The following is a 26,828-nucleotide window of genomic DNA, read 5'->3' on the forward strand; positions in this document are numbered from 1 at the left end:
AGCGGAATCGCAGCTGCATGACCGTTTCCGCAATCACCAACGCACTTCAACAAATTCCTGCGTTTCAGGGATGCTCTGAGTCGACATTTGATCGTCTTACTGAAAATGGCAACGTTGTTCGGTTCGGGATCGGACAGGCCCTGAGCAGCTCGGGAATCATTCCTGACCGGGTACTGCTGATTTTGAACGGTAAAGCTCGGTTGCTGGGTCAGCACAACGGCCAGCTCAACACGCTTGCGCTGCTTGGACCCGGAAACCTTGTGGGTCTACCTTCCCTTTTGCGAGCTGAGGGCTGCGAAGAAGTCAGCGCTTCAACAACTTTGGAAGCACTGGAATTACCCGATGGGCTGATTGCTGAGATTTACAGCAGCGACGTCAGCTTCCGGACTTGGTGCAACACCACTGTCTTCCCAGCTGAACTGGCCAAGCTGGTTGAAACGTTGGTGAATCAAAGTGAGCGCTCGCCCTACGGACTGCTTGATGTTCTTCGGCACGTTTTACCGAAAGCTCAAGCCTTGGCCGGCTCAGACGATGCGCTCAACAACCTGGATCCAGATGATCAGGTGTTCGTTGGAAGTGCCAACACAACGGCAAGCCTGAACAGCAGGATTGATTCTCAAAGCAAACTTCCAGTTAGCCAGGGCCAATTCAGCCTGCGACTCCTGACGCTGCCTCGGTCGATGGTGGATCAGATCCTGGCTGGACGCAGCGAGGCCAACGATTCCGAACCAGAGCACACTGCCAGCAAGGAAACCGAAGAAAACCCGCTCGCTCAACTGCAGTCTCGATCCAGCCTGGATCTCAGTGGCTCGGATCCCCGCGACTCCGTCGCACTGATCAGAGCCGAAGGACCATTGCGAGAAAGCATGGCCTGTTTTCGGATGCTCGCCCAGATCATGGGCCTGCCGTTCCGGCGCGACGCACTGGAAAAAACCATCCGCGAATCGCTCAGACGAGGCAAACAACCGAGTTTGCCGATGATGGGTCAACTTATGGCCGGCATGGGTCTGCACGCCTCTGGTGCAAAAGTGCCGGCGGCACTTTGCACCCGCATGAATGTGCCCTGCCTAATCAGCTGGAGTGATGGCTTCGGAGTTGTGGTGCGCAGCGATGCCAAGGGATTGCTGATGGCCCATCCCCGGTTTGGCTGGCTGGAACTCAGTCCTGAAATGGTGGCAGAAGCTGCCCCTGAAGGATTCGATGTGATCTTGGTAGATCGCACCAGCGCCACGCCAGACGCGAAGTTCAACTTCGGCTGGTTCCTTCCTGCTATTCAGCGCTACCGCTCCACCCTGTTACTGGTGCTGGGTTCATCCTTTGTGGTGCAGTTATTCACCCTGGCCAATCCACTACTGATCCAGGTGATCATCGACAAGGTGATTGCTCAGCGCAGCCTCGACACCCTGCAAGTCCTGGGAATCGCTTTGGTTGCCGTCACCATTTTTGAAGGCCTGCTGGGCAGCCTGCGCACCTTCATGTTTGCGGACACCACCAACCGGATCGACATGCGCCTCGGTGCCGAAGTGATCGACCATCTGTTGCGACTACCCGTTGGTTATTTCGATCGTCGCCCGGTGGGTGAATTGGGTACTCGGATTGCAGAACTGGAGAAAATTCGCAACTTCCTCACTGGTGAAGCACTCACCACGGTGATTGATGCCGCCTTCTCGGTGATCTACATCGCCGTGATGGCTCTTTACAGCTGGGTGCTCACCTTGATCGCGCTGATTGTGGTGCCGATCCAAGTTGCCATCACCCTGATTGGAGCTCCCCTGTTCCGCAGGCAATTCCGCCAATCGGCTGAAGAAAACGCACGAACCCAATCTCACCTCGTGGAAGTGCTCACCGGCATCCAGACGGTGAAGGCACAGAACGTTGAAATGGTGAGCCGCTGGAAGTGGCAGGAACGTTACGCAAAGTACATCGACCGCACCTATGAAAAAACGATCACCGGAACCGCTCTCAACCAAACCGGTCAGGTGCTGCAAAAGCTGTCTCAGTTGATGGTGCTCTGGGTGGGAGCAAGCCTGGTCTTAGACGGTCAATTGACGCTTGGCCAGCTGATTGCTTTCCGAATCATCAGTGGTTATGTGACGCAACCTCTACTGCGTTTGTCCACGATCTGGCAGCGGATCCAGGAGCTGAGAGTGAGCTTCGAACGGCTGGCCGACATTGTCGACACTCCTGAAGAATCCACAGAATTGGATCAAGGCAAGATCCCACTGCCTCCGATCAGTGGAAGGGTGACCTTTGAGGATCTTCAATTCCGATTCGGAGCTGGCAAACCGCAAGTGCTGAAAAACATCAACCTCGAGATTCCAGCAGGAACGTTTGTAGGGGTGGTGGGCCAAAGCGGCAGCGGTAAAAGCACCTTGATGAAACTTCTGCCTCGCCTGTATTCACCGGAAGAAGGGCGAATTCTGATCGACGACTATGACATCGACAAAGTGGAGCTGTATTCCTTACGACGACAGATCGGCATCGTTCCTCAGGATCCACTCTTATTTTCGGGAAGCGTGAGCGACAACATCGCACTCACTGATCCCAATGCCAGCGGAGAAGACATTGCCAAAGCTGCACAGGTTGCTTGCGCCCATGAATTCATCATGGATTTGTCTTCCGGCTACAGCACTGAACTAGGCGAAAGGGGCGCAAGCCTCTCCGGAGGGCAACGCCAACGACTGGCCATCGCTCGAACTTTGCTAGCGAATCCAAAGTTGCTGGTGATGGATGAAGCCACCAGTGCACTCGACTACGACACCGAACGTCGTGTCTGCCAGAACCTGCGTGAATCACTACAAGGATGCACTGTCTTTTTTGTGACCCATCGACTTTCGACAATTCGAAATGCAGACAAAATTGTCATGATGCACCAAGGCGCCATTGTTGAAGTAGGAACACATGAAGAATTGATGGCTCTTCAAGGCCGCTACTACGCTCTGCTGCGACAACAGGAGGCAGGCTGAGATGGCTAAATCTCCAGACCCAATCAAGGCATCAATCGAAAAAAATTCTGCAACCAACCGAAAAAGTTTTAGACCCAAACAAGTCTTCAACCCCATGAAATCGGCCCAAGATGCTGTGGAGGGGTTTTTCAAAGAACGCGACACCGAAGGTGAAGCAATTCAGCAATCGCCACGCTGGATGCGAGCAACAACCTGGGGATTAATTGGAACTGCCGCATTCGCTGTGGGCTGGCTAGCCCTCGCCAAAACCGATGAGGTGGTCACGGTGAGCGGAAAATTGGAACCATTGGGTTCAGTCAAAGAAATCCAAATGCCCGTGGGCGGCATTGCTTCGGAGATCCTAGTGAAAGACGGCGACGAAGTGAAAAAAGGACAAATCGTGATGAAACTGGATGCAGAAACTACACAGCAACAGCTGGATTCATTGAAAGAAAGCCAAAAGCTAAAAACTAAACAGCTCTCCCTGAAGCAAACAGAACTTAAACAATATCTGTTACTGAACGACGAAGAAATAAGAACTCTCACGCGTAATCTTGAACTCAACAAAGAAGTGTTAAGTCGCTACGAAATGCTCAACCAAGAAGGCGCGACGGGTGAACTTCAATACCTCGAGCAACTCAATAAGGTTGCCGAAACAGACGGAAGGTTGAGACAAACCCGTGTCAATCGCCTCCGTGAAAAAGCCTTGCAAGATCAACAAATTCAACAACTCAAGTCGGAACTCCAGGAGTTGCAGGCTCGGATTACTGAGACATCCGTGAATTTGCGCTACCAGCTCTTGAGGTCGCCTGTCGACGGCATCGTTTTCGATCTCAAGCCAAGGGGTGAAGGCTACGTGGCCCAAGGTACTGAGACCGTAATGAAAATCGTGCCCTATGACACTCTCGAAGCAAGAGTTGAGATTCCAAGCAGCCAGATCGGCTTTGTCAAGGCAGGAATGGAGGCAGACATGAGTATCGATTCATTTCCTGCAACTGATTTCGGGGTTCTTGAAGGGCAAGTCAAAAGCGTGGGTTCAGATGCACTACCCCCAAGCCAACAAGACAATCGGCCTGAATACCGCTACCCGGCAACGATTCAACTTGATCGCCAACAGCTAAAACTCAAAGATGGGAAGCAGCTCCCACTCCAAGTTGGTATGAGCCTCACCTCCAATATCAAGTTGAGGAAAGTCAGCTATTTACAACTTTTGCTAGGCACATTTCAGGACAAAGTCGATTCGCTACGACAGCTTTGACCCCTGTCAGCGACTCAGCACAAACCACTCGCAAAAGTGTCTTAATCAGTTGCGACGCAAGGGATTTGTTAATATGCTCTCTCGGTAGCCCTTATCTTTGCAAAGGCCTTGGCTTACACATCTACAACATCAGGTGGTTCCGCGACTCTGGTCGGAACCGCAAAAGCTGATACCCTCACGGCGACAACGGGTATCACCAAAGACATTCAGGTTTCCTCGCTTCAAGAAGCTGACATTGTCAACGTAACTACTTCTATTTCTTCAGGAAATATTGGTATGGGCGGCGGCAAAGACAAAGTGGATGTCAATGCTGGCGGCACACTTAAAAAGACCAACATCACCTTGGGTGATTCTGCCGATACATTCGTTTCAGTTGGTGACGATGCCAGTATTACTGTTGGCGGCCAAGGCGGCGCTGACACCTTCACTCTCACCGGAGCTTCAGCGACCCGCACAACTCGGTCTCGCTACGCTGGCGGACAGGGTGCAGACATTTTCTCAGGTACAACTGGTCTTCTGACCACAATCGTTGGCGGAAGCGAAAACGACGTCATTGGCAGTGCAACCAAAACCCTGACACTGGGCCAGTTGAACTTTGTCAATGGCCAAGTCGGTTCAGACAAAATCGATATTGCTGAAAACGGCTCAGACACCACAGTTCGTGGTGGTTCTCAGGCAGACACCATCGACGCTTCTGACTCAGCGACAGGCATTTCTCTCTACGGAGATGATGGTGCTGACAAAGTGCTTGGTAGTTCCGCTGGCGACAAGCTTTTCGGTGGTGGTGGCGCAGACACCATCACTGGTGGCGCTGGTGCAGACACCATCACACTTGGACTTGGCAAGGACACTGTCGTCTTCACCGCGACCGCAACAGCCGATACTGTGAAAGATTTCACAGTTGCTGATGACATCGCTTCGATGGACATTTCTGCACTCAACGCAGCCACCAGCGGTACTTTCACTAATGGAAATGGCGATGCTGTAGCTGCCGGGGATGCAGCGGTGGTTCAGGCGGTGTCTGGGGCCACTACGATTACTGCGAAAGTTAACGTCATCAACTGGACTGCAACCGCTGGTGCCGCTGACGCGGCCGCATTGGATACGGCAGTCTCAGCTGTTGCGTTCAATTTGACTGGTGCTGCAGCAGTTGGCGACCAGTTTGTATTCCAGTACAACACTGCTGCAGGAGTCCAAAAACTCGCAATTGGTGAGGCTACTGCCGTTACTGGTACCAAGATTGATACTTGGGATTTTGCTGACATCTCCAACAACGGATCGATCGCAGATCTGACTGCTGCCAACTACACGTTCGTTGCATGATTTAGTTCACAAAGTGAACATCTTAGCCCCTCCTTTGGGAGGGGTTTTTTATTGGCAAATACCACGAAAGAATGATTTATTTTTTAAATGAATGGCAAATTAGTGAAATGGCGAACATTTAAAATCAATAGCATCAATTCTATAAGGGGAAATACTTTGCCTGACTTAAGTCAATTATTGCCTAAAAATCGTCGCTTTTCAGTATGTAATTATAATTACTGATCTTGATGCAACCATCCTTGAGGGAGGCCTTTTTGCTTATTTCAAACCGTTTTATCTGGCTGCACTTACCTAAAACTGGTGGAACCAGCACAGCAAAACTTTTCAGAGAATTGAACATCCCTGGCATTAGCGTGGATCCCGATGACATCGATGCCAAGCACGAATCAATTGAAACTCGACTAAGTGATGTCAACTACGCTCATGACAAAAAAACAATAATCACAATACGTCGTCTGGCAGGCTGGTTATTAAGTGATTGGCACCATAAAACTAAAAAAATGGGACTTAATATTCCATTTGAACCAGTAAAAAGCGGTCTCTTTTACTCTTTGCGCCTTGGCGGAACTTGGATTGCTGCCGATTATTGGATCCACTATTTCAATGCGAGATCATGCACTGATGTGGTGCGATTGGAACATTTACAGGAAGACAGCAATCGCTTTGTATTACCTCTCTTACCTAAGGGAACCAAGCCATTGCAATTCCCTCGTGTCAACACCAATGAGTACAGTCATAAGATTGAAAGCTTCTTTGGAGGTAAAGATCTAGAACGTATTTATCAAAACAATCCGGCCTGGGCAGACTGGGAAAACAAAGTCTATGGCTCTCTAAATAGTGTCAATCAAATAGAGAGATTAAAAGCAAAGATCAATAACTTAAAGAATTCAAACTAGCGTCCGCTTGCCTTCAGAACTGTTTTTATCGTACGAAACAAAATCACTAGATCTAGCCAGGTACTGAAGTGCCTTAGGTAATACAAATCGTACGACAATTTGAGATCAGAATCTTCCACGCTGCTGGCATAGGGCGCACAAACCTGAGCCCAACCACTCAAGCCCGGTCGCATCCAATGACGCTTTCGGTAATGAGGAATTTGATGTTCAAGGTTCTGCTCCAGTTCCGGACGCTCAGGCCTTGGGCCAATCAAGCTCATCTCGCCTTTGAGCACGTTGAGCAGCTGCGGTAACTCATCAATGCGAAACCGCCTCAATAATCCACCCACTGGAGTGATCCGGTGGTCGCCAGGTGTGGTCCAAATAGCCGGCGCGTCGCTTGGCTGGACTTTCATCGTGCGTAACTTCAGCACCTGAAAAGGCTTCCCCAACCAGCCGCTGCGCTGCTGTGCATAAAAAATCGGGCCTCGATCATCGAACCAGATCAACACTGCGGACACCAACACAAAAGGCGCAGTGATCAACAGCAATGCTGCTGCCACAAGCAAATCAGCAAGACGTTTGAGCTGGGCCTGCACACTGAACGTGGCCGCCCAGGGGAGGTCGTCATACGCCAGGCCATCCTCTGCAATGAATGCAGGAGGGAGGCGCTCCTGTTGCTGGTCAAACAGGCTGATCAACGACAACACCCGCAGCTGCCGGGGATCACTGACCTCAGAACGATCCAGCAGCGGACGTAGCTCAGGGGCCTGGCGCAATGCCGGAGTGATCGCAACCAGCAAGGAATCCTGAGAGTGCTGCATCCGTGCCAACAGGGCCACAGGCTGGATGGATTTCAACCGCTGACGCCCCGGAACACGTTTCCAGGCCCGCATGATCGAGGTCACTTCGTCGGACTTGGCCAACAACAGCAACCGCGGTGATTCTGGTGATAACACTCCTCGACGCAAGCCAAGCCGCACCGACAGAGCCCAGACCATGACCCCTGCCATCCAGAGCAGCTGGACTCTGCGATGCACCAACCACACCTCAACGCCTGGGTTGAACAGCCAGCGAGCAATGGCCACCACCACCAGAGTTGCAACCGCTGTGAGCAGAAGGCGCTGCAGCAGCACAACCAACGGCAACTGGCGCCAACGCAACACCGTGTAGCTGCCAAACAACCAGCCCAGGGCTGGGTACAGCACCAGCATGAACAGCAACCATCCCCCCTGGTCGCTCAGAGCGAAATCACCAGTCGGCAGACCCGTCAGGGTGGGAAACAGCACAAACAGAGCCAGGATCAGCAGTTGCCCGACACAGTCGAACATCAGGGCGCGCAACAGCAGCGACCGGTGATCGGGCATTCAGGTCAGCGAGGCTTTCGCAAGCTTTGCATCAAGCTCAGCCTCAAGCGACTGTGCTCCTCTGCGCTTCAGGCGGTGCCGGCTGGAACATGAACATGGAATAGATCACGTTGCGACGCATGTTGGTCATCATGTCCAGGAACATGTCATAGCCCTCGTTCTTGTATTCGATCAGAGGGTCTTTCTGGCCGTAGCCGCGCAGACCGACTGACTCACGCAGGGCGTCCATGGCCTGCAGATGTTCACGCCAAAGCGTGTCGATCTGCTGAAGGATGAAGAAGCGCTCGGCTTCGCGCATCAGGCCAGGCCGCTGCTGTTCGATCTGTCCCTCCTTGAGGTCGTAGGCATTGCGCAGCTGTTCCTGCAGGAACGCCTTGAGCTCCTCCATCGACAGTCCCTGCAGCTGATCAGCTTTGAGATCCTCAAGCAGGTACACGAATTCCTGCACCTTGCTCACCAGCTCCGCCACATCCCATTCCTCGGGCGGGAGATCGGGATTCACATAGGCCTCCACGATCTCATTCATGGTGCGCTCGCCATAACCCACCACCTGCTTCTTGAGCTCGCGGCCATCAAGCACACGGCGCCGTTCGGAATAGACCGCCTTGCGCTGATTGTTCATCACCTCGTCGTACTCGAACACCTGCTTACGAATGTCGTAGTAGTAGGTCTCCACTTTTTTCTGAGCCCCCTCCAAAGAGCGGGTGAGCATGCCGGATTCAATCGGCATGTCTTCTTCAACGCGGAAGGCATTCATCAGACCGGCCACGCGCTCACCACCAAAGATGCGCAGCAGGTTGTCGCCCAGCGACAGGAAGAATCGGGTGGATCCCGGATCGCCCTGACGCCCGGCGCGGCCGCGTAGCTGGTTATCGACGCGCCGCGACTCATGGCGCTCGGTGCCGATCACATGCAAGCCTCCGGTTTCTCTCACCCGGCCCTCTTCCTGCTTCACGACTTCGTCGTATTCGCCCTTCACCATGGCGATGGCGGTACGCAAAGCGGCAATCTGGTCATCGTCGGTGGGAGCCTTCTCAGCCGCCGTTGCAATACGGTCTTCCAGTTCGATCACCGTGAGAGCACGATCGCCCCAGGCCTTGACCAGATCCCTGGCCAGATCAGCAAGAGCCTGGTCCGTGCTGTCCGTGAGCTGACAGGGATAGAGGCTGCCGATGGCTCTGGCTTCGCTGGGGGCACTGCCATGGGGCCCGGAAGCCGGCGCTGCTTTTGCGGCAAAGCCATCACCACCATCCGTGCTGCGCTGCAACGGCACCGGCGGACGATGGCCCTCTTCCGGACGCACCAGCCGTGGCAACAACACTTCCCGCAGCTTCAGACGGGCCATGTAGTCGCTGTTGCCGCCCAGAATGATGTCGGTACCGCGACCGGCCATGTTGGTGGCAATGGTGACGGCACCGGAGCGGCCGGCCTGAGCCACAATTTCAGCCTCCCGCTCCACGTTTTCCGGCTTGGCGTTGAGCAAGTTGTGGGGAATGTTTTGTTCCGCCAGCAGGGAGCTGAGCAACTCGCTCTTCTCCACGCTGGTGGTCCCCACCAACACCGGCCTGCCCTGCTGGTGCACCTCAGCCGTCTCCTGAGCTACTGCCCGCCACTTGGCTTCTTCGGTCTTGTACACCTGATCCACCCAGTCCTGACGAGCACGCACCCGGTTGGTGGGCACGATCGTGGTCTCAAGCTTGTAGGTCTTCTCGAACTCGGTTTCCTCGGTTTTGGCTGTGCCGGTCATTCCTGCCAAACGCGGATAAAGCAGGAAGAAGTTCTGATAGGTGATCGACGCCAGAGTCTGGGTTTCGGGCTGGATCTGCAGTTCTTCCTTGGCTTCAATCGCCTGGTGCTGTCCGTCACTCCAACGGCGACCAGGCATCACCCGACCGGTGAACTCATCGACAATCACCGCTTCACCATCGCGAACGATGTAATTCACATCGCGCGTGAAGAGATCTTTCGCCTTGAGGGCATTGGTGATGTAGTGAGCCCAGGGATCCTGAGGGTCATACAGATCATTCACTCCCGTCATCTGCTCGGCCTTGGCAAAGCCTTCATCGGTGAGAGTGCAGCTGCGCTGCTTCTCATCCACTTCGTAATCACCTTCAGGATCGATGCCGTCTTTGCCCATCTCCGCAGCACGCACCAAGGCGGTCGCTACCTCGGCAGCCTTTTGATATTTTTCCTGCGGACGCTCCACCTGACCGGAAATAATCAAAGGCGTTCGAGCTTCATCAATCAGAATCGAATCGACCTCGTCGATCACGCAATATTGAAACTGGCGTTGAACCACTTCACTGATATCCGCAGCCATGTTGTCGCGCAGATAATCAAAACCAAGCTCAGAATTGGTGGCGTAAGTGATATCACAGCCATAGTTAATGCGGCGCTCTGCCGGAGCCATGTCCTGCTGAATCAAACCCACTGAAAGGCCCAGGAAACGGTGCACCTGGCCCATCCATTCAGCATCACGGCGAGCCAGATAGTCGTTCACAGTCACGACGTGAACGCCACGGCCCGTTAAAGCATTCAGATAGCTGGGCAGCGTGGCCACGAGGGTTTTGCCTTCACCGGTTTTCATTTCACCGATCTGGCCCTCGTGCAGAACCATTCCGCCGATCAACTGCACATCGAAATGGCGCATGCCCAGCACCCGCTTGGCGGCTTCTCGCACCACAGCGAAGGCCTCGGGCAGGATCTCATCAAGAATTGGGCGTTGATTCTCAAGGCTTCCAGCCTCAGCCAGACGTTCCTGAAACGCAGTCGTCTTGGCGCGTAGCTCGTCATCACTGAGCGGCGCAATCCCCTCTTCGAGCAGATTGATGTCGGAAACAATCGGCTGATACCGCTTCAGCTTGCGGGCATTGGGGTCACCCAGCAGGAGCTTGAGCATGGTGTTAACAACTACCCTCGAGCCCGAAAGCCTACCGGGGTCTGGGAACAATTCATGGGGTTACTCCAGCCTTTGAGCTGATCCAGCCAGATCCTGCGGCAGAAAAGCTGCTGATAACGAAGCCGTGCCTGTACGCCAAGATGGCGTCGCAAAACCGGATCATCAGCCAGCTTCTGCAGCACGCGCGGCAAATCCTCCGGCGTCTGCGACCAGTCGAGATCAGCCAGCTGACAGACCCATCCCATGCCAGAGCGCCAACGCTGAAAAGCCAGTGCCGGCAGACCAGCAGCCATCGCCTCCAGCTGAACGATGCCGAATGCCTCATTGGAACTTTCCGAGGGCAGAACCAGCAGATCAGCTGCCAGCAGCTGGCTCAATTTGTCGGCCTCAGGCAAGCGACCATGAAATCGCACCACGCCAGCAGTGCACGATGCCATCAGCTGATCGCTGAGTGCTTCAAAGTCAGCCCGCCGCGGCCCGTCTCCGACGACATTCAGCAACCAGGAGCTCTCAACACTCGCCAGGCTTTCCAACAGCCAATCCAAACGCTTGTAGCTGCCAAGGCGACCGATGAACAGCACCCGCATCACCGGGTTGGCGTGCATCTGGTCCGATGAATGCGTCGCCACCAGTGCCGCAGCTTCCTGGTCGTGGCTGAGGCAGCAGGGCAGCACCGCAACTCGTTCAGGCCGGCAACCGCAACGCACCAATTCCTTTTGAAGCAAAGGCGAGGTGGTGATCACCCCGGAGAGACAGGACACAATCCTGAGCGCCAGCCATTGGTAGACGCCGAAAAAGCGTCCCTTCAATCCTGAAGCAGGTTCAAAAAAGAAGTGCCAGTGGGCCGTTACACGACGCCGAGGACGGACCAGACGGGCGAAGAGCAGAACCAACAGCACCCCGATGGAGGGCAGGTGGCCATGCAGAGGCTGGTGCGAGCGCAACAACGACCACAATTGCGCCGACGGCAGCGGCAAAACCAGTCGCCCCAGGGGAGGAGTCCGCGCAAGCCGTTTGCGCGGGTAGTGGGCTGCGATTGCGTCCTGTTCGCTCAGGCTGCGGTCCTGCGCATCCAAGCTCCAGACCGCCCCCCCCCAGACCATGGCCAACTCGTGAGCCACCCGTTCCACCCCGCCATACCCCGGTGGCCACTCGCGCAGCAGCTGTTGGATGGGTTGGGGCCGCTGTTCAATCAGCCGCTGTTCACCAGGCACTGACGTCATGACCTCGGCGCATCAAAGCCTTGGAACAAGTGAATTTTGTTGCACACAACAAGTGAGGACACAGGGAGACGGATGATGAGGCCTGCATCAAATGACCATGGCCCGCATCCATCTGGTTGAACATGCACCAGGAGCCCCAGGCCTGCGCCTGATGGGGCTGGGGCCAAACCTACGCCCGACGCGCGGTCTGCTCAAACTTCGGCTCTTGCTGAATAAACACGCCTTCTGGGCCCAGGGCCGCAGCCGTCAACAACTGCGTGAAATGCTCAAAGGCAGCCAGGTGGTTGTGAGCCTCTGGCGCGGCAAACGCATGGTGGGCTTCGGGCGAGCCAGCAGCGATGGGATTTACCGGGCCGTGCTCTGGGATGTGGTGGTGGCGGGCGACCTGCAGGGTCGTGGACTCGGAAGGCGGGTCGTTGAAGCGTTGCTGGCTTCTCCCAAATTGCGTGAGGTCGAGCGGGTGTATCTGATGACAACCAACAGCAATGGTTTTTATGAACAAACGGGATTCAGCAGCGTTTCCTCTCAGCACTTGCTGATCCGAAAGCAATGATTCAACAAGCGGATGAAGAGATTCGAACTCTCGACCCTCTCCTTGGCAAGGAGATGCTCTACCACTGAGCTACATCCGCAGGCCAGCCGGTGAATGTCACCTGACGACCCGATGAGCATGCACCACCAAGGGGCCGTTGGTCAATCCACCGTTCAAGCCGCTGGCAGTGCCTTAACAAGAGAACCCATTTCCAGAGCCTGCAGGGCATAGCTCCATCCCAGATTGCTCTTGATCCCTGCCCGCTCGAGCGCCTGTTGCATCGTATCGGTGGTGAGCACCCCGAAGATCACGGGCACACCGGTGTCACGAGACACGTTGGCAATCCCCTTGCTGGCTTCGGCCACCACAACATCGAAATGGGGCGTATCCCCACGAATCACAGCTCCAAGGGTGATTACCACCTGATAGCGACCGCTGCGAGCCAACTGCTGGGCCACCAGGGGAAGCTCAAAAGAACCCGGCACCCAGGCCGTATCCAGCTGAGTGCTGTCTGCGCTGGTGTCAATCCCATGGCGTCCAAGACAGTCAAGGCAGCCGCTCAACAACTTGGCAGTCACCAGATCGTTGAATCGGGCAACAACGACGGCGATGCGCAGGCCCTGCACATCGGTGAACCGTCCTTCAAAGGTGGCCATGACGCCTTGATCCGTTCATTCCATGTTCACACCCGGCCGGCGTGAACTGGATAAAAAAGATGCGCGTCGGCCTGGTCTCAGACCACGAAGAAGCTCATGCCCCAGTTCACCAGCACCAAGGCCACCCAGGCGATGCCACCGAGCAGGATCAAGCGATTCGAGCGGCCGCTGTCTTCATTCGAGGCGTAAAGAACAGGCACAGCCACGATCAACGCAAAGGACATCACCACCAATGCCAGAACGGTGAGGGTGTTAAGGATTTGCATGGTGAATCGGTCGACGCCAGGTCGTTCACGGGGATTCTCACATGTGAGGGAGAGTCGTCTTCGTCGTCTGCGCATCAAGCTTCACAGCTTGTGGTGAACACCATCGGTACGATCCAGCCACTTCCGGATGTCCCATGCCCCGCACCTGCCCCCAGCCCGAGGAGCAGTCACTGCAGGGAAATCTGTTCGGCGCTCCGGAACCCACTGATCAACCCACAGCCAGCTCCACCAGGGCTTCTGAGGCCTTGGGCACGGATGCACTGGCTGAGCTCACTGACGCCAGCCTCAGCGCTGATGCCTCTGCCCGCCCCAGGAAGCGACAGGGCAACAACAGTGATCTCGACCAAGCGTTCAATCAGGTCGAGGAGCTGACCGGCTCAGACGGCGACGACAGCGATGCCCCACCCTGGGCCCACCACAGACAGGTGGATCAGACCCTGCTGACGCCGATGTTGCGCCATTACGTGGAGCTCAAGGGAGAGCACCCTGAGCGCGTGCTGCTCTACCGACTCGGTGATTTCTTCGAGTGCTTCTTCGAGGACGCCGTCGAGCTCTCGCGGGTGCTGGAACTCACTCTCACCGGCAAAGAAGGAGGCAAGGCGATCGGACGCGTGCCGATGGCGGGAATTCCCCATCACGCCGCCGAGCGCTACTGCGCTGAGCTAATCCGACGCGGCTACTCCGTGGCGCTCTGTGACCAGTTGGAGACGACCCCAGCCAAGGGAGCTCTGCTCAAGCGCGGAATTACGCGAGTGCTCACCCCGGGCACGGTGTTGGAAGAAGGCATGCTCGCTGCACGCCGCAACAACTGGCTGGCAGCGGTGGTGGTGGAACCTGCCAGCAGCAAGCAACCCTTGCGCTGGGGCCTAGCCAGCGCCGATGTGAGCACGGGCGACGTTCAGGTGATGGAACGCAGTGGCAGCGATGCCTTACACCAGCACCTGGCCCAGCTGGAGGCCTCGGAACTGCTCTGGGCAGCCAGCGACGACACCAACACGCAACGACCTGCCTGGTGTCCTGAACGGCTGAGGCTCAGCCCGATGGCGCTCACACCCTTCAGCCGCCCCCAGGCCGAACAAGCCCTGATCACGCACTACCGGCTGGCTGGCCTGGATGGCCTTGGCCTGCAGGAACTGCCTCTGGCCCTGAGGGCCTTTGGTGGGCTGCTGCACTACGTCAATGACACCCAGCCGCTCGAAGAGGCCACGCGGGTGCCCCTGGATGTGCCGAAGATCGTGCAGGCCGGTGATGCCCTGGTGCTCGATGCCCAGACGCGCCGCAATCTGGAACTGACGGCGACCCAACGCGACGGGCAACTCCAGGGCTCACTGCTCTGGGCCATCGACCAGACCCTCACCGCCATGGGTGGGCGATGTCTACGCCGCTGGCTGGAAGCACCGCTGATGGACCTCGATGCCATCCGGGAGCGGCAAAGTGTGGTGAGCCTGCTGGTGAACCAGAGGCCCCTGCGCCAGAGCCTGCGTCGGCTGCTCAGGCCCATGGGCGATCTGGAACGGTTGGCGGGTCGAGCCGGCGCCGGTCATGCCAGCGCCCGCGACCTGGTGGCCATCGCCGATGGTCTGGAACGCCTGCCACGACTGGCCAGTCGCCTGGAGGGGGCCCTGGACAGATGGCCACAGGTTCTGGAGGCGTTGCTGCCACCCAACCCGGCGCTCGCTGAACTGGCTGCCTCCGTTCGCCATGCCTTGGTGGACGCCCCGCCCCTCTCCCTCAGCGAAGGCGGGCTCATCCACGACGGGGTGGATCCGCTGCTGGATGGCCTGCGCAATCAACTCGATGACCAGGACGCCTGGCTGGCCGAGCAGGAGCGTTTGGAGAAAGAGCTCAGCGGCATCAGCAATCTGCGTCTGCAGTACCACCGCACCTTTGGATATTTCCTGGCAGTGAGCAAAGCGAAGGCGTCCTCCGTGCCCGACCACTGGATCCGCCGCCAGACCCTGGCCAATGAAGAACGCTTCATCACGCCCGAACTGAAGGAGCGCGAAGGCCGCATCTTCCAGCTGCGGGCACGGGCCTTTCAGCGCGAATACGAGCTGTTCTGCAAGTTGCGCGACCAGGTGGGCGGCATGGCAACACCAGTCCGCGAGGCCGCCCGTGCGATAGCGGGGTTGGACGCACTCACAGCCCTGGCCGACACGGCTGCCACAGCAGGCTGGTGTGCTCCGCAACTGAGCGACGATCGCGCCCTCAAGATCACCGCTGGTCGCCACCCCGTGGTGGAACAGTTGCTGGTGGAAGCTGCCTTCACCCCAAATGATCTTGGTTTGGGAAGTGACACCGACCTGATCGTGCTGACAGGGCCCAATGCCAGCGGCAAAAGCTGTTATCTGCGCCAGATCGGCCTGATCCAACTATTGGCCCAGATCGGCAGCTGGGTGCCTGCATCATCCGCTCAGGTCGGCCTTGCCGATCGCATCTTCACGCGGGTGGGCGCCGTGGATGATCTGGCCGCAGGTCAATCCACCTTCATGGTGGAAATGGCCGAAACCGCCAACATCCTTCACCATGCCAGCGACCGCTCCCTGGTGCTGCTTGATGAAATCGGCCGCGGCACAGCCACCTTCGATGGTCTCTCGATCGCCTGGGCGGTAAGCGAACATCTGGCCGGCGATCTCAAAGCGCGAACGGTGTTCGCCACCCACTATCACGAGCTCAACAACCTGGCGGAGCAGCGGGCCAACGTGGCCAACTTTCAGGTGATGGTGGAGGAAACCGGCGATGACCTCGTGTTCCTGCACCAGGTGCAGATCGGCGGTGCCAGCCGCAGCTACGGCATCGAAGCCGCCCGCCTGGCCGGGGTGCCCTCCCGCGTTGTGCAACGGGCCCGGCAGGTGCTCGATCAGCTGGCGGCCTGAGCAGCTCGCAACAGGGCATTGGCTGCTGCAGCCACCAAACCGGCGCCACCGCGGGTTCCATCCAGGCGGATCTGAGCCAGGGCCGTAGCCGCGAGACGTCGCTTGCTTTCAGGGACGCCCACAAAGCCAACCGGCATGCCGATCACCAGCGAAGGGGCAGGGGCACCGGCATCCAGCTGATCAAGCAACTGCTCCAACGCCGTCGGGGCACTGCCCACCAGCAGCACCGGCATGGGCTGGCCCTTCGCGCTTGCCGCCTGCGTGAGCTCCGGCCAAGCCCTCAGCATCGCCGCGGCGGAACGGGTGGAGTCTTGCGGTGAAACCTCAGGAGCCCAGTCGAGCAGACAGCACACGGACGTGCCCAGTGTGCGCATGGCCATCGGCGTCACGGCAGCAGCGGCCATCGCCGTATCGGTGAGGATCGCTGCCCCGCTCTGCAAGGCCGCAAGTCCCTGCTCGCAGGCCCCCTCGCTGAACCGCAGCAACGGCTGCAGGCCAGGATCTCCACTGCTGTGCACCAGACGTTCCAACACCTGCTGCTGCAAAGGATCGAGTCCCGTCTCCCCCAGCAAGACCCGAATTCGGCGGATGCTTTCCGTGAAGATCGGATGGTCGGCCATTGCTGCACATTGCTCTGACGGGGACTGCCAGTCAGGGCAGACTTTGTCATTGTCCGACGACACGCCTCAATGCCGATCCAGTTGTTCTGGGGCGATGATTCAGCCGCGCTGGAACGGGCGGTTCAGGCCTTGATCGAGAAGGCGGTGGATCCGAGCTGGGCGAGCGTGAACGTGAGTCGCTTGGATGGCAGCGAGGCAGGACAGGCCAGGCAGGCCCTGGAAGAGGCACGCACACCACCGTTCGGTGCTGGTTCCAGGGTGGTGCTGCTGCAGCGATCTCCCTTCTGCAACGCCTGTCCCAGTGAGCTGGCCGAGCGCTTCGAAGCCTCTCTGGATGGCATCCCTGAAAGCACCCAGCTGCTGCTTTGCCATCCCTCCAAACCTGACGGTCGTCTGCGCACCACCAAAGCCCTGATGAAACGCATCAAGGCGGGAGAGGCCTGCGAGCGCAGCTTCAAGTTGCCGGCGGTCTGGGACGGGGCCGGCCAGCGCGAGCTGGTGGAGCGCACCGCTGAGGAGCTGAACCTGAAGTTGGAGCCTGGTGCGGTGGATGCCTTGATCGATGCCATTGGCAACGACAGCACCAGGCTGACCATGGAACTGCAGAAGCTGGCTCTGCATGCTGAGAGCAGCGGAGAGGCACGCATCAGTGCCAGCTCCGTTGACAGCCTGATCGAGGGGCTCAGCACCAACGCTCTGCAGGTGGGGGACGCGCTGTTGGCTGGCGATCCAGGCCAGGCGATTGCCTTGCTGGATGCCCTCAATGATGCCGGCGAACCAGCCCTGCGCATCGTGGCCACGCTCACCGGCCAGATCAGAGGCTGGCTTTGGGTGATGCTGCTGGAACAACAGGGAGAGCGGGACGTGGGGGTGATCGCCAAAGCGGCGGGAATCGGTAACCCCAAGCGCATCTACGTGATGCGCAAACAGCTGCAGGGGCGTTCACCCCAGCGCTGCCTCAACCTGCTTGGCCGCCTGCTGGATGTGGAAGCAGCCCTTAAACGCGGCACCCAGCCCGGAGATGCGTTCCGGGATGGCCTGCTGGGAGCAGCACAGTGAGACAATCGCCTGCGAAATGAGGCGGCATGGATGGCCCTGCTGGTGCAGAAGTTCGGCGGAACCTCCGTCGGCAGCGTGGAGCGCATCCAGGCCGTGGCCAGGCGTATCGCCAACTGCAAGGAGGAGGGGCACGATCTGGTGATCGTGGTCTCAGCCATGGGTCACACCACCGATGAATTAACCGCCAAGGCCAACGCCATCAGCAGCAATCCACCCCAGCGGGAGATGGACATGCTGCTGGCCACCGGTGAACAGGTGTCGATTGCGCTGCTCTCCATGGCGTTGCATGAGCTGGGCGTGCAGGCCATCTCCATGACCGGCCCCCAGGTGGGCATCGTGACCGAATCAGCCCATGGCAAGGCACGCATCCTCGACGTGCGCACCGATCGTCTGCGCAGCCGACTGGCCGAAGGCCGCGTAGTGGTGGTGGCCGGGTTTCAGGGCACCAGCCAGAGCAGCGGCGGCACCGCCGAAATCACCACACTGGGCCGTGGAGGCTCTGATACCTCAGCCGTCGCCCTGGCAGCAGCTCTGGGCGCGGAGGCCTGTGAGATCTACACCGATGTACCTGGGGTGCTCACCACCGATCCCCGCAAGGTGGAGGACGCCCAGCTGATGCCTCAGGTGAGCTGCGACGAAATGCTCGAACTGGCCAGCCTTGGCGCCGCCGTGCTGCACCCGCGCGCCGTGGAGATCGCGCGCAACTACGGCGTCACGATGGTGGTGCGCTCCAGCTGGAGTGATGAACCAGGCACCACACTCACCAGCCGCAACTCGCGACCCATTGGCCGCGAAGGCCTTGAACTGGGCAGACCGGTGGACGGCGCCGAACTGGTGGAACATCAAGCCGTGCTGGCTCTCTCACGGGTGTCCGATCAGCCGGGCGTTGCCGCCCAGCTGTTCGAAAGCCTGTCTGAGGGCGGCGTGAATGTGGATCTGATCATCCAGGCCACCCACGACGGCAACAGCAACGACATCACCTTCACCGTGGCTGAAACTGACCTGGAAAGGGCTCGCAGCATCTGTGAATCCCTGATCCAGAAGCTGGGCGGTGAGCTGGTCGCCCAGTCCGGGATGAGCAAACTGAGCATCAGCGGCGCCGGAATCATGGGCCGCCCGGGCATTGCCGCCGGTTTGTTCCAGACCCTCTCCCGGGTTGGCATCAATCTGCGTGTGATCGCAACCAGTGAAGTGAAGGTCAGCTGTGTGATCAACGCCGACGTTGGCAGCAAAGCCCTTCAAGCCACCCAGGAGGCCTTCGAACTGGAGCCCGGTCAGATCAACCTCAATCCCAGCGCGAGCGGCGAAACTGAGCCGGAAGTGCGTGGCGTGGCCCTCGACCGTGACCAGGCCCAGGTCAGCGTGCGCCATGTGCCTGACAAACCAGGAACCGCCGGAGCCCTCTGCAACGCGCTGGCCGACGCGGGCATCAGCCTCGATGCCATCGTCCAGTCGGAACGCCAGCACGCCGATGGCAGCCGAGATATCAGTTTCACCCTGAAACGTGACGACCGCAGTGCGGCGGATCGCGCCCTGAGTGCTCTGCTGGGTCAGTGGCCTGGAGCCCTGCTCGAAGACGGTCCAGCCATTGCCAGGGTCAGTGCCGTGGGCGCGGGCATGCCCGCCACGGCGGGTACCGCAGGACGAATGTTCCGTTTTCTGGCGGAAGCAGGCGTGAACATCGAAATGATCGCCACCAGTGAGATCCGCACCAGCTGCGTAGTCGCTGAGGCCGATGGTGTGGCAGCACTTCAGGCCGTGCATGCCGGTTTCAAGCTGGGCGGCAGCACCCGCCATGCCGCAAAAGGGAGCGAATCACCTCTGGTGGCCTAGCGGAGCCTCAGCAACTCAGCTCTGACCCACCAGCTTCTGGCGCAGCTTCTTGATCCGATCGCGAAGGTTGGCAGCCTCCTCAAAATCGAGCTTCTTGGCTGCGTCTTTCATCTTGACTTCAAGCTGATCGATCAGTTCGGGCAAGGCATCGAGAGCCATGCCATCAGTGTCGTTCTCCAAGGCCTGAACAGCCTTGCTGGCAACCTGCACCAGGTCGGCATCGGGGCCATCGGTCTTGAGTTTCCTGGAGAGCTCCAGAAACGAAAGGATTGAGTTGCTGGCCTTTTTACCGGCTGCCGTCGGCACAATTCCATGCTGTTCGTTATGGACCTGTTGGATCTTGCGCCGCCGTTCGGTCTCCTCGATCGCCTTGGCCATCGAATCCGTCATGTTGTCGGCATACAGCAGCGCAACACCCTCCACATGCCGTGCAGCACGGCCGATCGTCTGAATCAGTGATCGTTGCGCTCGCAGGAATCCTTCCTTGTCGGCGTCCAGGATTGCCACCAGGCTCACCTCGGGCAGATCCAGGCCTTCTCGCAGCAGGTTCACACCCACGAGCACGTCGTACTCACCCAGGCGCAGGTCCTGAATGATCTCGATGCGCTCAATCGAATGGATCTCCGAGTGCAGATAGCGCACCCGCACCTTGTTTTCGGCCAGGTAATCCGTGAGATCTTCCGCCATGCGCTTGGTGAGCGTGGTCACCAGCACGCGCTGCTGCTTTTCGGCCCGCGTACGGATCTCTCCCAGTAGGTCGTCGATCTGACCTGTCGTCGGCCTCACCTCCACAACCGGGTCCAGCACTCCGGTGGGGCGGATGACCTGCTCCGCCACCTGACCATCACTCACCTTCACTTCCCAGTCACCGGGCGTGGCACTCACAAACACGGTCTGGCGTGCCTTGGTCCAAAACTCTTCGCCTTTGAGCGGCCGATTGTCGGCTGCACTGGGCAGGCGGAAGCCGTGATCGATCAACACCTTCTTGCGGGCCTGATCGCCGTTGTACATGGCCTGAAGCTGTGAACAGGTGACGTGGCTCTCATCAACAATCAGCAGCCAGTCGTCGGGGAAATAATCGATCAGGCATTCCGGCGCGGAGCCCGGTTCACGTCCAGCCAAATGACGGGCGTAGTTTTCAACGCCATTGCAATAGCCCACCTGCTGCAGCATCTCCAGGTCGTAGGTGGTGCGTTGCTCCAGGCGCTGAGCTTCCAGCAGCTTGCCTTCGGTTTGCAGAAACTCCAGTCGATCTTTGAGCTCATGGCGGATGTCCTTCACCGCCGAATCCAAACGATCCTTCGGCGTCACAAAGTGCTTGGCCGGATAGATGTTGATGGTTTCCAGACTCTGCAGGATTTCGCCGGTGGTGGGGTCGACATAGCGGATCGCCTCCACCTCATCACCGAACAGCTCCACCCGCACTAAACGGTCTTCATAAGCAGGCCCGATTTCCAGCACATCGCCCTTGACGCGGAAGCGGCCGCGAGTGATGTCCATGTCGTTGCGGCTGTACTGGTTATTCACCAGTTCGCGCAAAGAGCCCCGGAGATCGAGAGATTCACCAACCCGAAACTGCACCGATGCCTTCAGGTATTCACTGGGTATTCCCAGGCCGTAGATGCAGCTGATGGAAGCCACAACAATCACATCACGGCGTTCAAACAACGATCGCGTCGCTGAGTGGCGCAGCATGTCGATCTCTTCATTGATCGATGCTGTTTTGGCGATGTAGGTATCACTCACCGGCACATACGCTTCCGGCTGGTAATAGTCGTAATAGGAGATGAAATATTCCACAGCATTGTTGGGAAAGAATTCCCTCAGCTCATTGCAAAGCTGTGCCGCCAGAGTCTTGTTGTGAGCCAACACCAAGGCAGGACGACCGGTCTGAGCGATGACATTGGCCATCGTGAACGTCTTGCCCGTGCCGGTCGCACCCAGAAGAGTCTGATAACGACGACCACCATTCACACCCTCCACCAGTTGTGTGATCGCCGTCGGCTGATCACCTTTGGGGGTGTAGGGCGCAGTCAGGTCGTAGGCAGGCATGTTCCTCGCGCTGTAAACCCTGAATGGGGCACCCACGTTACGGGGCCCATTGGGGCGCGCGTGTCCGCAGCAATCAGACCCGGCTGGTGACCTCACTGCCTAAGGATTCACGCAGACCGCGCACCACAGCCACCATGGCCAGCTCATCATCGAGGCGATTCACCGCAGAACCAACGCCCACACCGGCTGCGCCAGCTGCGATCGCCATCGGCACGGTGACAGCCGAAAGACCCGATGCACACAGCACCGGGGCCGTCTCACCGGCGTGATGCAGAGCAGCGCTGATGCTGTGAGCCGCGGCCAGGGTGGGCGCAGCCTTCTCAATCAGACCGAGGCTGCCGGCGCTGAAGGGTTTGGCACTGGTGCCACCTTCGGTCTGGATCAGATCGGCACCGGCCGCCACCAGATCAACCGCCAGCTGTTCCTGCTGATCCATCGGCAACACGTGGGGAACGGTGACGCTCAGCACCACCTCAGGCAGCAATCCGCGGGTGCGGCGTGTGAGTTCCAGAACCTCTTCAGCTCCGAAGATGCGCCCCTGGGGATAAAAGGCATCGAAATTGCCGATCTCCACCATTACCGCACCTGCAGCCACAGCAGCCGGAAATTGCTCGGGCTCCACAGACGATACGCAGACCGGCAGGCCACCGGAGGCCTCAATCGCCAACTTCACCAGTTGCGCATCACAGGCCACATCAATCAGATCCGCTCCACCCAATCCAGCGGCGCGGGACACGCGAGCGACGGAATCCGCATCGAAGTTCATCAGACCGGCGATCACCTTCAGCGCGGAACGCTGTTCAAGGCTGCGGCGGAGGGCAGCAGGCAGCAGAGCAAGGCGGGACATCAAGCTGACATCAGATGACTGCATTCTCACACCGCACGAACAGGCAGGATCGAATCGACATTCACCCAGAGCGATGAGAGCCGGCGAGCCTTGGCTGAACTGGCACGACAGACTTCACCGCCAACTTCTGCGGAATCCCGAGCTGTTGCCAGATGGTTCAACACTGCTGCTGGCGGTTTCGGGCGGTCAGGACTCAATGGCTCTGCTGGGGCTGCTGAGGGATTTGTCCGATCGACATCACTGGACTCTGCAGCTCTGGCATGGAGACCACGGCTGGCATCCAGGGTCCGCATCCATTGCCAGCAATTTGGCCAGCTGGTGCCAGACGCAAGAGCTGCCCCTGCTGATCAGCACCAGCACTGTCAGCACCACCGGCAGCGAAGCCAAAGCCCGTGCTTGGCGTTACACCGAGCTGCATCAGGCCTGTGAGCAGCTCAACCTCAACAGCCCTGCCAACCCTTGCCACACGGTCGTGACTGGCCACACCGCCAGCGACCGAGCCGAATCACTGCTGTTGCAACTCAGCCGGGGCACAGACCTGGCCGGGCTGGGCAACCTGCGTTGGCAGCGCCCCCTCAATGACTCAGCAACGGATGACATTCACCTGGTCCGTCCACTGCTGCACTTCAGCCGTGACGAAACGGCCGCCATCTGCCAGGACCTGCAACTACCGATCTGGACAGACCCAAGCAACGGTGATCCACGCTTCGATCGCAACCGCATCCGTCAGGAGGTCCTACCGGTGCTGGAGGCCCTGCATCCCGGATGCAGCAGGCGGATGGCTGAGCTGAGTGAGCGAGTGTCCCAGCTGCAGGACACCCAGAGCGCACTGGTGACGCTGAGTCTGGACAACCTGAAACGACAGGACGGAGCCTTGAGACGGTCTCCACTGCAACAACTTCCCGGTTCAGCAAGACGACTGCTCTTGCACGGATGGCTGCAGACCCAAGGCTTGCCAGCACTCTCGGCCAGGCAGCTTGAAGAACTGAGCACTGCCCTCGGTCCAACCCAACCGCCCGGTGAGCGTCATCTGGCCGGTCGGAAGCGACTCCACTGGTGCCGGGACTGGGTACAACTGGAAGACAGAAACTGAACTCACTTGGACGGCGACTTCCAGAGCAACTATCTCGCCGCTGAACAGGCCTACGGCGCTGGTGACTTTGAGACGGCGCAATCCATCACTGTTGAACTGCTCAACCAGCTGGAGCCAGTAGCCGAAGAGGGCGCGGAACGGGATGCGGTTCTGGCTTGGCGAGCCTTCGTGGCTTTACTGGCGGGCCACATTGACCTCTACGGCTTTCAAGCCCCTGATCAAGCTGAAAGGCATTACCAGCTGGTGCTGGCGAGTCACCCACAGGACACCCTGCGGGAACTGGCGGAACAGGGCCTGGAACGGATCCGGAACGAACGTGAGTTGGTGACCAGATCCACGCAGGCGAGCGATCCAGGTGAGGATCAACGCACGGAGTCTCTGCCAACCAAGGGCTCGCTTTCCTTGGTGGCTGACCCCTTTGTCAACGAGGCATCCCCGGCGATGAGCTCGGCGCGGCCAAGCACCGTCACAACCGCGATGCCCTGGCTCAACAACGACGAACAATCAGACGACAGTCCCGACCAAACAATCTCTATCGAGATCAACGCTGTAGCTGAGCCTGAGCCCGAAGCTGAACCCCAGCCCATCCGTGAACAGGAACCTGAGCCAGAGACAACATCAGTGATCACCAAGCTCAACGACGAACAATCAGACGACAGTCACGACCAAACAATCTCCATCGAGATCGATGCTGTAGCTGAGCCTGAGCTCGAAGCTGAACCTCAGCCCATCAGTGAACAGGAACCTGAGCCAGAAACCGAACCTGAACGAGATGGTGAACTCGTCCAGATGTCAGCGACTGAAGCCGTAATCAAAGCAACCAAGCCCAATGCCGACCCGGAGATCAGCGACACAATCCGGAATCGTTTAGCGGAAGGCAGGATCGTGGTGAAACTTCCAGAAAAAGACTTACCGCCATCCGAGGACAGCTCGGACAGCGGCCAGGCCACTGGCCGATGGTCTTGGCTGCGAAAAGCCCTACGCCGCAGCTGAGCGACGACGACGGGTACGGCCAGCGGGCATGTCTTGATCGACTGCAGGCGCCGCAGAGGTGGGTGCAGCGGGCGCAGGCTCCTTGGCTGGTGCGGGGGCTTGCGAAGCGGCGACCACAGGTTGCTTCGCTGGGGCCGACTTGGCCTCAACAGCAGCTGAGCGAGCTGTCGTGATCACCCGCGCTGGAGTGCCTTCGCGGTTGCGATCTCGGCCACCACCACCACCGTGCCGACCAGCTCCATGGCCACCGCCGTGGCGACCACCACGTCCACGGGGCGCTGGACGGTCATCCGGCTCGGCGTCCGCACGGCCTTGATACACAGGTGTTCCTGCTGGTGCCGGCTGTACCAGACAGAGAATCAGAGGCTCCACCTGAAGTTCACGGCGCATGCGGCGGCTGAGGCCAACCTCAACCTCCCGCTGCACACCCATCCAGTCGACATCCGGGGCCTTGCCACCGGTGTTGCGCGTGAGCTGCTTCCAGCGATTCTCAAGCACCCACTTGATTTCCCGTTCGGTCCACAGCGACATCTTGCGGGCATCGGCAGTGGTGACGACACCGCGAAGATTGACGCGAGGTGGAGCCACCATGGCGCCGTCGGTGCTGATCGCAGCAAGGATCGTGACGATGCCATCTTCTGCCAGTTGCTGACGTTCCTTCAGCACGCGGGCATCAACAATTCCGTTGCGCGACTGATCGAGCAGCTCGATACCAGCCTTCACAGGATCCGACTTGGTGATTGAGTCTGCGGTGAGCTCAACCACATCACCGTTATCAATGATCAGCGTGTTGTCTTCAGGAACGCCCATGGAGTGACCGGTCCTGGCATGACGCACCAACATGCGGTGCTCACCGTGCACGGGCACGAAAAATTTCGGACGAGTGAGAGCCAGCATCAGCTTCTGGTCCTCCTGGAAGCCATGGCCAGAGACATGAATGCCCTCTCCCTTGCCGTACACCACCTTGGCGCCCAGCATCATCAGTCGGTCGATCGTGTTCACCACGGAAATGGTGTTTCCGGGAATCGGACTCGCGGAGAAGATGATCGTGTCGGAGCTCTTGACTCTCACCTGCGGGTGTTCACCGCGGGAGATGCGGCTCAGTGCGGCAAGGGGCTCACCCTGACTGCCGGTCATCAGCAGCAGGGTTTCACGATCGGAGACATTGTTGATCTGCTTGATCGGCACAAACAGCTCATCCGGAGCACGCATGTAGCCCAGCTCACGGGCCTTGGCGATCACGTTGAGCATGGAGCGACCCAGCAGGCCAACCTTGCGGCCGTTCTTGAGAGCAAGCTCAAGGATCATCGACACACGATGAATGGAACTGGCAAAGGTGGTGACGATGACACGCCCCTCGGCCTCGGCGATGTGACGGTCAAGGTTGGAGAACACAGACCGCTCGGGAGGACAGAAACCCGGCACCTCGGCGTTGGTGGAATCGCTGAACAGACAGAGAACTCCCTTGTCACCATGGTGAGCCAGCCGAGCCAGATCGAAATGCTCGCCGTCGACAGGGGTGTGATCGAACTTGAAGTCACCCGTGAAAATGATGGTTCCCACCGGTGTGGAGATGGCCAGCGAAAAGCTGTCGGCCATCGAGTGGGTGTTGCGGATGAACTCCACTGAGAAGTGCTGACCCACCTTCACCACGTCGCGAGGTCCAACGGTCTGCAAGGTGGTGCGATCGGCGACGCCCGCCTCATCCATCTTTCCGGTGAGCATCGAGAGAGCCAGTCGCGGCCCATAGATCACCGGGATGTTGAAGTGCTTGAGATGGTGAGCGATGCCACCGATGTGGTCTTCATGACCATGGGTGACGATCATGCCGCGGATGCGCTTCTGGTTCTCGCGCAGGAAGCTGGTATCGGGCAGAACCACGTTCACACCGTGCATGCCATCGCCGGGGAAGGCGAGGCCGGCGTCAACCAGCATCAGGTCATCGCCGTATTCAAAAACGCAGGTGTTCTTGCCGATTTCATGCAGTCCTCCCAGAGGAATCACTCTCAGGGTGGGTTGCTTGGTTTGAGCAGTTGTGACGGTCATGGGTTCGCTTGCGTATGGAAAAAATCAATCAGGGAGGCGCACATCAGCGCTGTAAGCAGCCTTGG

General features: G+C 58.4%; 19 protein-coding genes and 1 tRNA gene. 10 read left to right on the top strand and 10 right to left on the bottom strand.

Going from position 1 to position 26,828, the window contains the following annotated elements:
* The first annotated feature begins 17 nt into the window (after positions 1-17).
* From AC6EI9_RS09890 to AC6EI9_RS09905, 4 genes are all read left to right on the top strand, one after another.
* Positions 18-2,966 (top strand): type I secretion system permease/ATPase, encoded by a 2,949-nt coding sequence (locus AC6EI9_RS09890; protein WP_498467614.1) that lies wholly within the window; start codon positions 18-20, stop codon positions 2,964-2,966.
* A gap of 1 nt (position 2,967) precedes the next feature.
* Positions 2,968-4,203, top strand: a complete 1,236-nt coding sequence (locus AC6EI9_RS09895) for an HlyD family secretion protein (RefSeq protein WP_498467615.1) — start codon at positions 2,968-2,970, stop codon at positions 4,201-4,203.
* Positions 4,204-4,311: 108 nt separating this feature from the next.
* On the top strand, positions 4,312-5,526 hold the full coding sequence (locus AC6EI9_RS09900) for a calcium-binding protein (protein WP_498467616.1): 1,215 nt from the start codon (positions 4,312-4,314) through the stop codon (positions 5,524-5,526).
* Between the two features lie 227 nt (positions 5,527-5,753).
* The gene (locus AC6EI9_RS09905) at positions 5,754-6,422 is read left to right on the top strand and encodes a hypothetical protein (protein WP_498467617.1); all 669 of its coding nucleotides are present in this window, start codon (positions 5,754-5,756) and stop codon (positions 6,420-6,422) included.
* Here AC6EI9_RS09905 and AC6EI9_RS09910 read toward each other — a convergent pair.
* From AC6EI9_RS09910 to AC6EI9_RS09920, 3 genes are read right to left on the bottom strand one after another with little or no spacing between them, the layout of a single operon-like run.
* Positions 6,419-7,768 (bottom strand): sugar transferase, encoded by a 1,350-nt coding sequence (locus AC6EI9_RS09910; protein ID WP_498467618.1) that lies wholly within the window; start codon positions 7,766-7,768, stop codon positions 6,419-6,421. The two genes, AC6EI9_RS09905 and AC6EI9_RS09910, sit on opposite strands and share 4 nt — an antisense overlap.
* A gap of 43 nt (positions 7,769-7,811) precedes the next feature.
* Positions 7,812-10,667 carry a preprotein translocase subunit SecA gene (gene secA / locus AC6EI9_RS09915; RefSeq protein WP_498467619.1) on the bottom strand — a complete coding sequence of 952 codons (2,856 nt, stop codon included), beginning with the start codon at positions 10,665-10,667 and terminating at the stop codon, positions 7,812-7,814.
* Between the two features lie 11 nt (positions 10,668-10,678).
* The gene (locus tag AC6EI9_RS09920) at positions 10,679-11,890 is read right to left on the bottom strand and encodes a glycosyltransferase family 4 protein (RefSeq protein ID WP_498467620.1); all 1,212 of its coding nucleotides are present in this window, start codon (positions 11,888-11,890) and stop codon (positions 10,679-10,681) included.
* A gap of 97 nt (positions 11,891-11,987) precedes the next feature.
* On the opposite strand from AC6EI9_RS09920, the gene AC6EI9_RS09925 reads away from it, so the two are divergent.
* The gene (locus AC6EI9_RS09925) at positions 11,988-12,443 is read left to right on the top strand and encodes a GNAT family N-acetyltransferase (RefSeq protein WP_498470009.1); all 456 of its coding nucleotides are present in this window, start codon (positions 11,988-11,990) and stop codon (positions 12,441-12,443) included.
* A 7-nt stretch (positions 12,444-12,450) separates the two neighbouring features.
* On the opposite strand, the gene AC6EI9_RS09930 is transcribed toward AC6EI9_RS09925, so the two are convergent.
* From AC6EI9_RS09930 to psbZ, 3 genes are all read right to left on the bottom strand, one after another.
* Positions 12,451-12,522, bottom strand: a tRNA-Gly gene (locus AC6EI9_RS09930).
* Positions 12,523-12,595: 73 nt separating this feature from the next.
* Complete coding sequence (gene ribH, locus AC6EI9_RS09935) at positions 12,596-13,078, bottom strand: 6,7-dimethyl-8-ribityllumazine synthase (RefSeq protein ID WP_498467621.1); 483 nt, start codon at positions 13,076-13,078, stop codon at positions 12,596-12,598.
* Positions 13,079-13,155: 77 nt separating this feature from the next.
* Positions 13,156-13,344 (bottom strand): photosystem II reaction center protein PsbZ, encoded by a 189-nt coding sequence (gene psbZ / locus AC6EI9_RS09940; protein WP_011932021.1) that lies wholly within the window; start codon positions 13,342-13,344, stop codon positions 13,156-13,158.
* Positions 13,345-13,478: 134 nt separating this feature from the next.
* On the opposite strand from psbZ, the gene mutS reads away from it, so the two are divergent.
* A complete protein-coding gene (gene mutS, locus AC6EI9_RS09945) occupies positions 13,479-16,220 on the top strand; it encodes a DNA mismatch repair protein MutS (protein ID WP_498467622.1) in 2,742 nt (913 codons plus the stop codon).
* On the opposite strand, the gene AC6EI9_RS09950 is transcribed toward mutS, so the two are convergent.
* A complete protein-coding gene (locus tag AC6EI9_RS09950; protein WP_498467623.1) occupies positions 16,205-16,840 on the bottom strand; it encodes a precorrin-8X methylmutase in 636 nt (211 codons plus the stop codon). The two genes, mutS and AC6EI9_RS09950, sit on opposite strands and share 16 nt — an antisense overlap.
* 69 nt (positions 16,841-16,909) lie before the next feature.
* On the opposite strand from AC6EI9_RS09950, the gene holA reads away from it, so the two are divergent.
* Positions 16,910-17,899, top strand: coding sequence for a DNA polymerase III subunit delta (holA, locus tag AC6EI9_RS09955; protein WP_498467624.1), 990 nt, complete (start codon positions 16,910-16,912; stop codon positions 17,897-17,899).
* A 30-nt stretch (positions 17,900-17,929) separates the two neighbouring features.
* Complete coding sequence (locus tag AC6EI9_RS09960) at positions 17,930-19,732, top strand: aspartate kinase (RefSeq protein ID WP_498467625.1); 1,803 nt, start codon at positions 17,930-17,932, stop codon at positions 19,730-19,732.
* A 15-nt stretch (positions 19,733-19,747) separates the two neighbouring features.
* Here AC6EI9_RS09960 and uvrB read toward each other — a convergent pair whose 3' ends face one another.
* Both uvrB and AC6EI9_RS09970 read right to left on the bottom strand, forming a co-directional pair.
* Positions 19,748-21,784, bottom strand: coding sequence for an excinuclease ABC subunit UvrB (uvrB, locus tag AC6EI9_RS09965; RefSeq protein ID WP_498467626.1), 2,037 nt, complete (start codon positions 21,782-21,784; stop codon positions 19,748-19,750).
* 73 nt (positions 21,785-21,857) lie between these two features.
* Complete coding sequence (locus AC6EI9_RS09970; protein ID WP_498467627.1) at positions 21,858-22,631, bottom strand: DUF561 domain-containing protein; 774 nt, start codon at positions 22,629-22,631, stop codon at positions 21,858-21,860.
* Positions 22,632-22,704: 73 nt separating this feature from the next.
* On the opposite strand from AC6EI9_RS09970, the gene tilS reads away from it, so the two are divergent.
* Together tilS and AC6EI9_RS09980 are read left to right on the top strand one after the other, a co-directional pair.
* Positions 22,705-23,724, top strand: a complete 1,020-nt coding sequence (gene tilS / locus AC6EI9_RS09975) for a tRNA lysidine(34) synthetase TilS (RefSeq protein WP_498467628.1) — start codon at positions 22,705-22,707, stop codon at positions 23,722-23,724.
* Between the two features lie 6 nt (positions 23,725-23,730).
* Positions 23,731-24,717 (top strand): hypothetical protein, encoded by a 987-nt coding sequence (locus AC6EI9_RS09980; RefSeq protein ID WP_498467629.1) that lies wholly within the window; start codon positions 23,731-23,733, stop codon positions 24,715-24,717.
* Here AC6EI9_RS09980 and AC6EI9_RS09985 read toward each other — a convergent pair.
* A complete protein-coding gene (locus AC6EI9_RS09985; RefSeq protein WP_498467630.1) occupies positions 24,703-26,763 on the bottom strand; it encodes a ribonuclease J in 2,061 nt (686 codons plus the stop codon). The genes AC6EI9_RS09980 and AC6EI9_RS09985 overlap by 15 nt on opposite strands.
* Positions 26,764-26,828: the final 65 nt, after the last annotated feature.

This window comes from Synechococcus sp. MIT2312 (genome assembly GCF_059772315.1).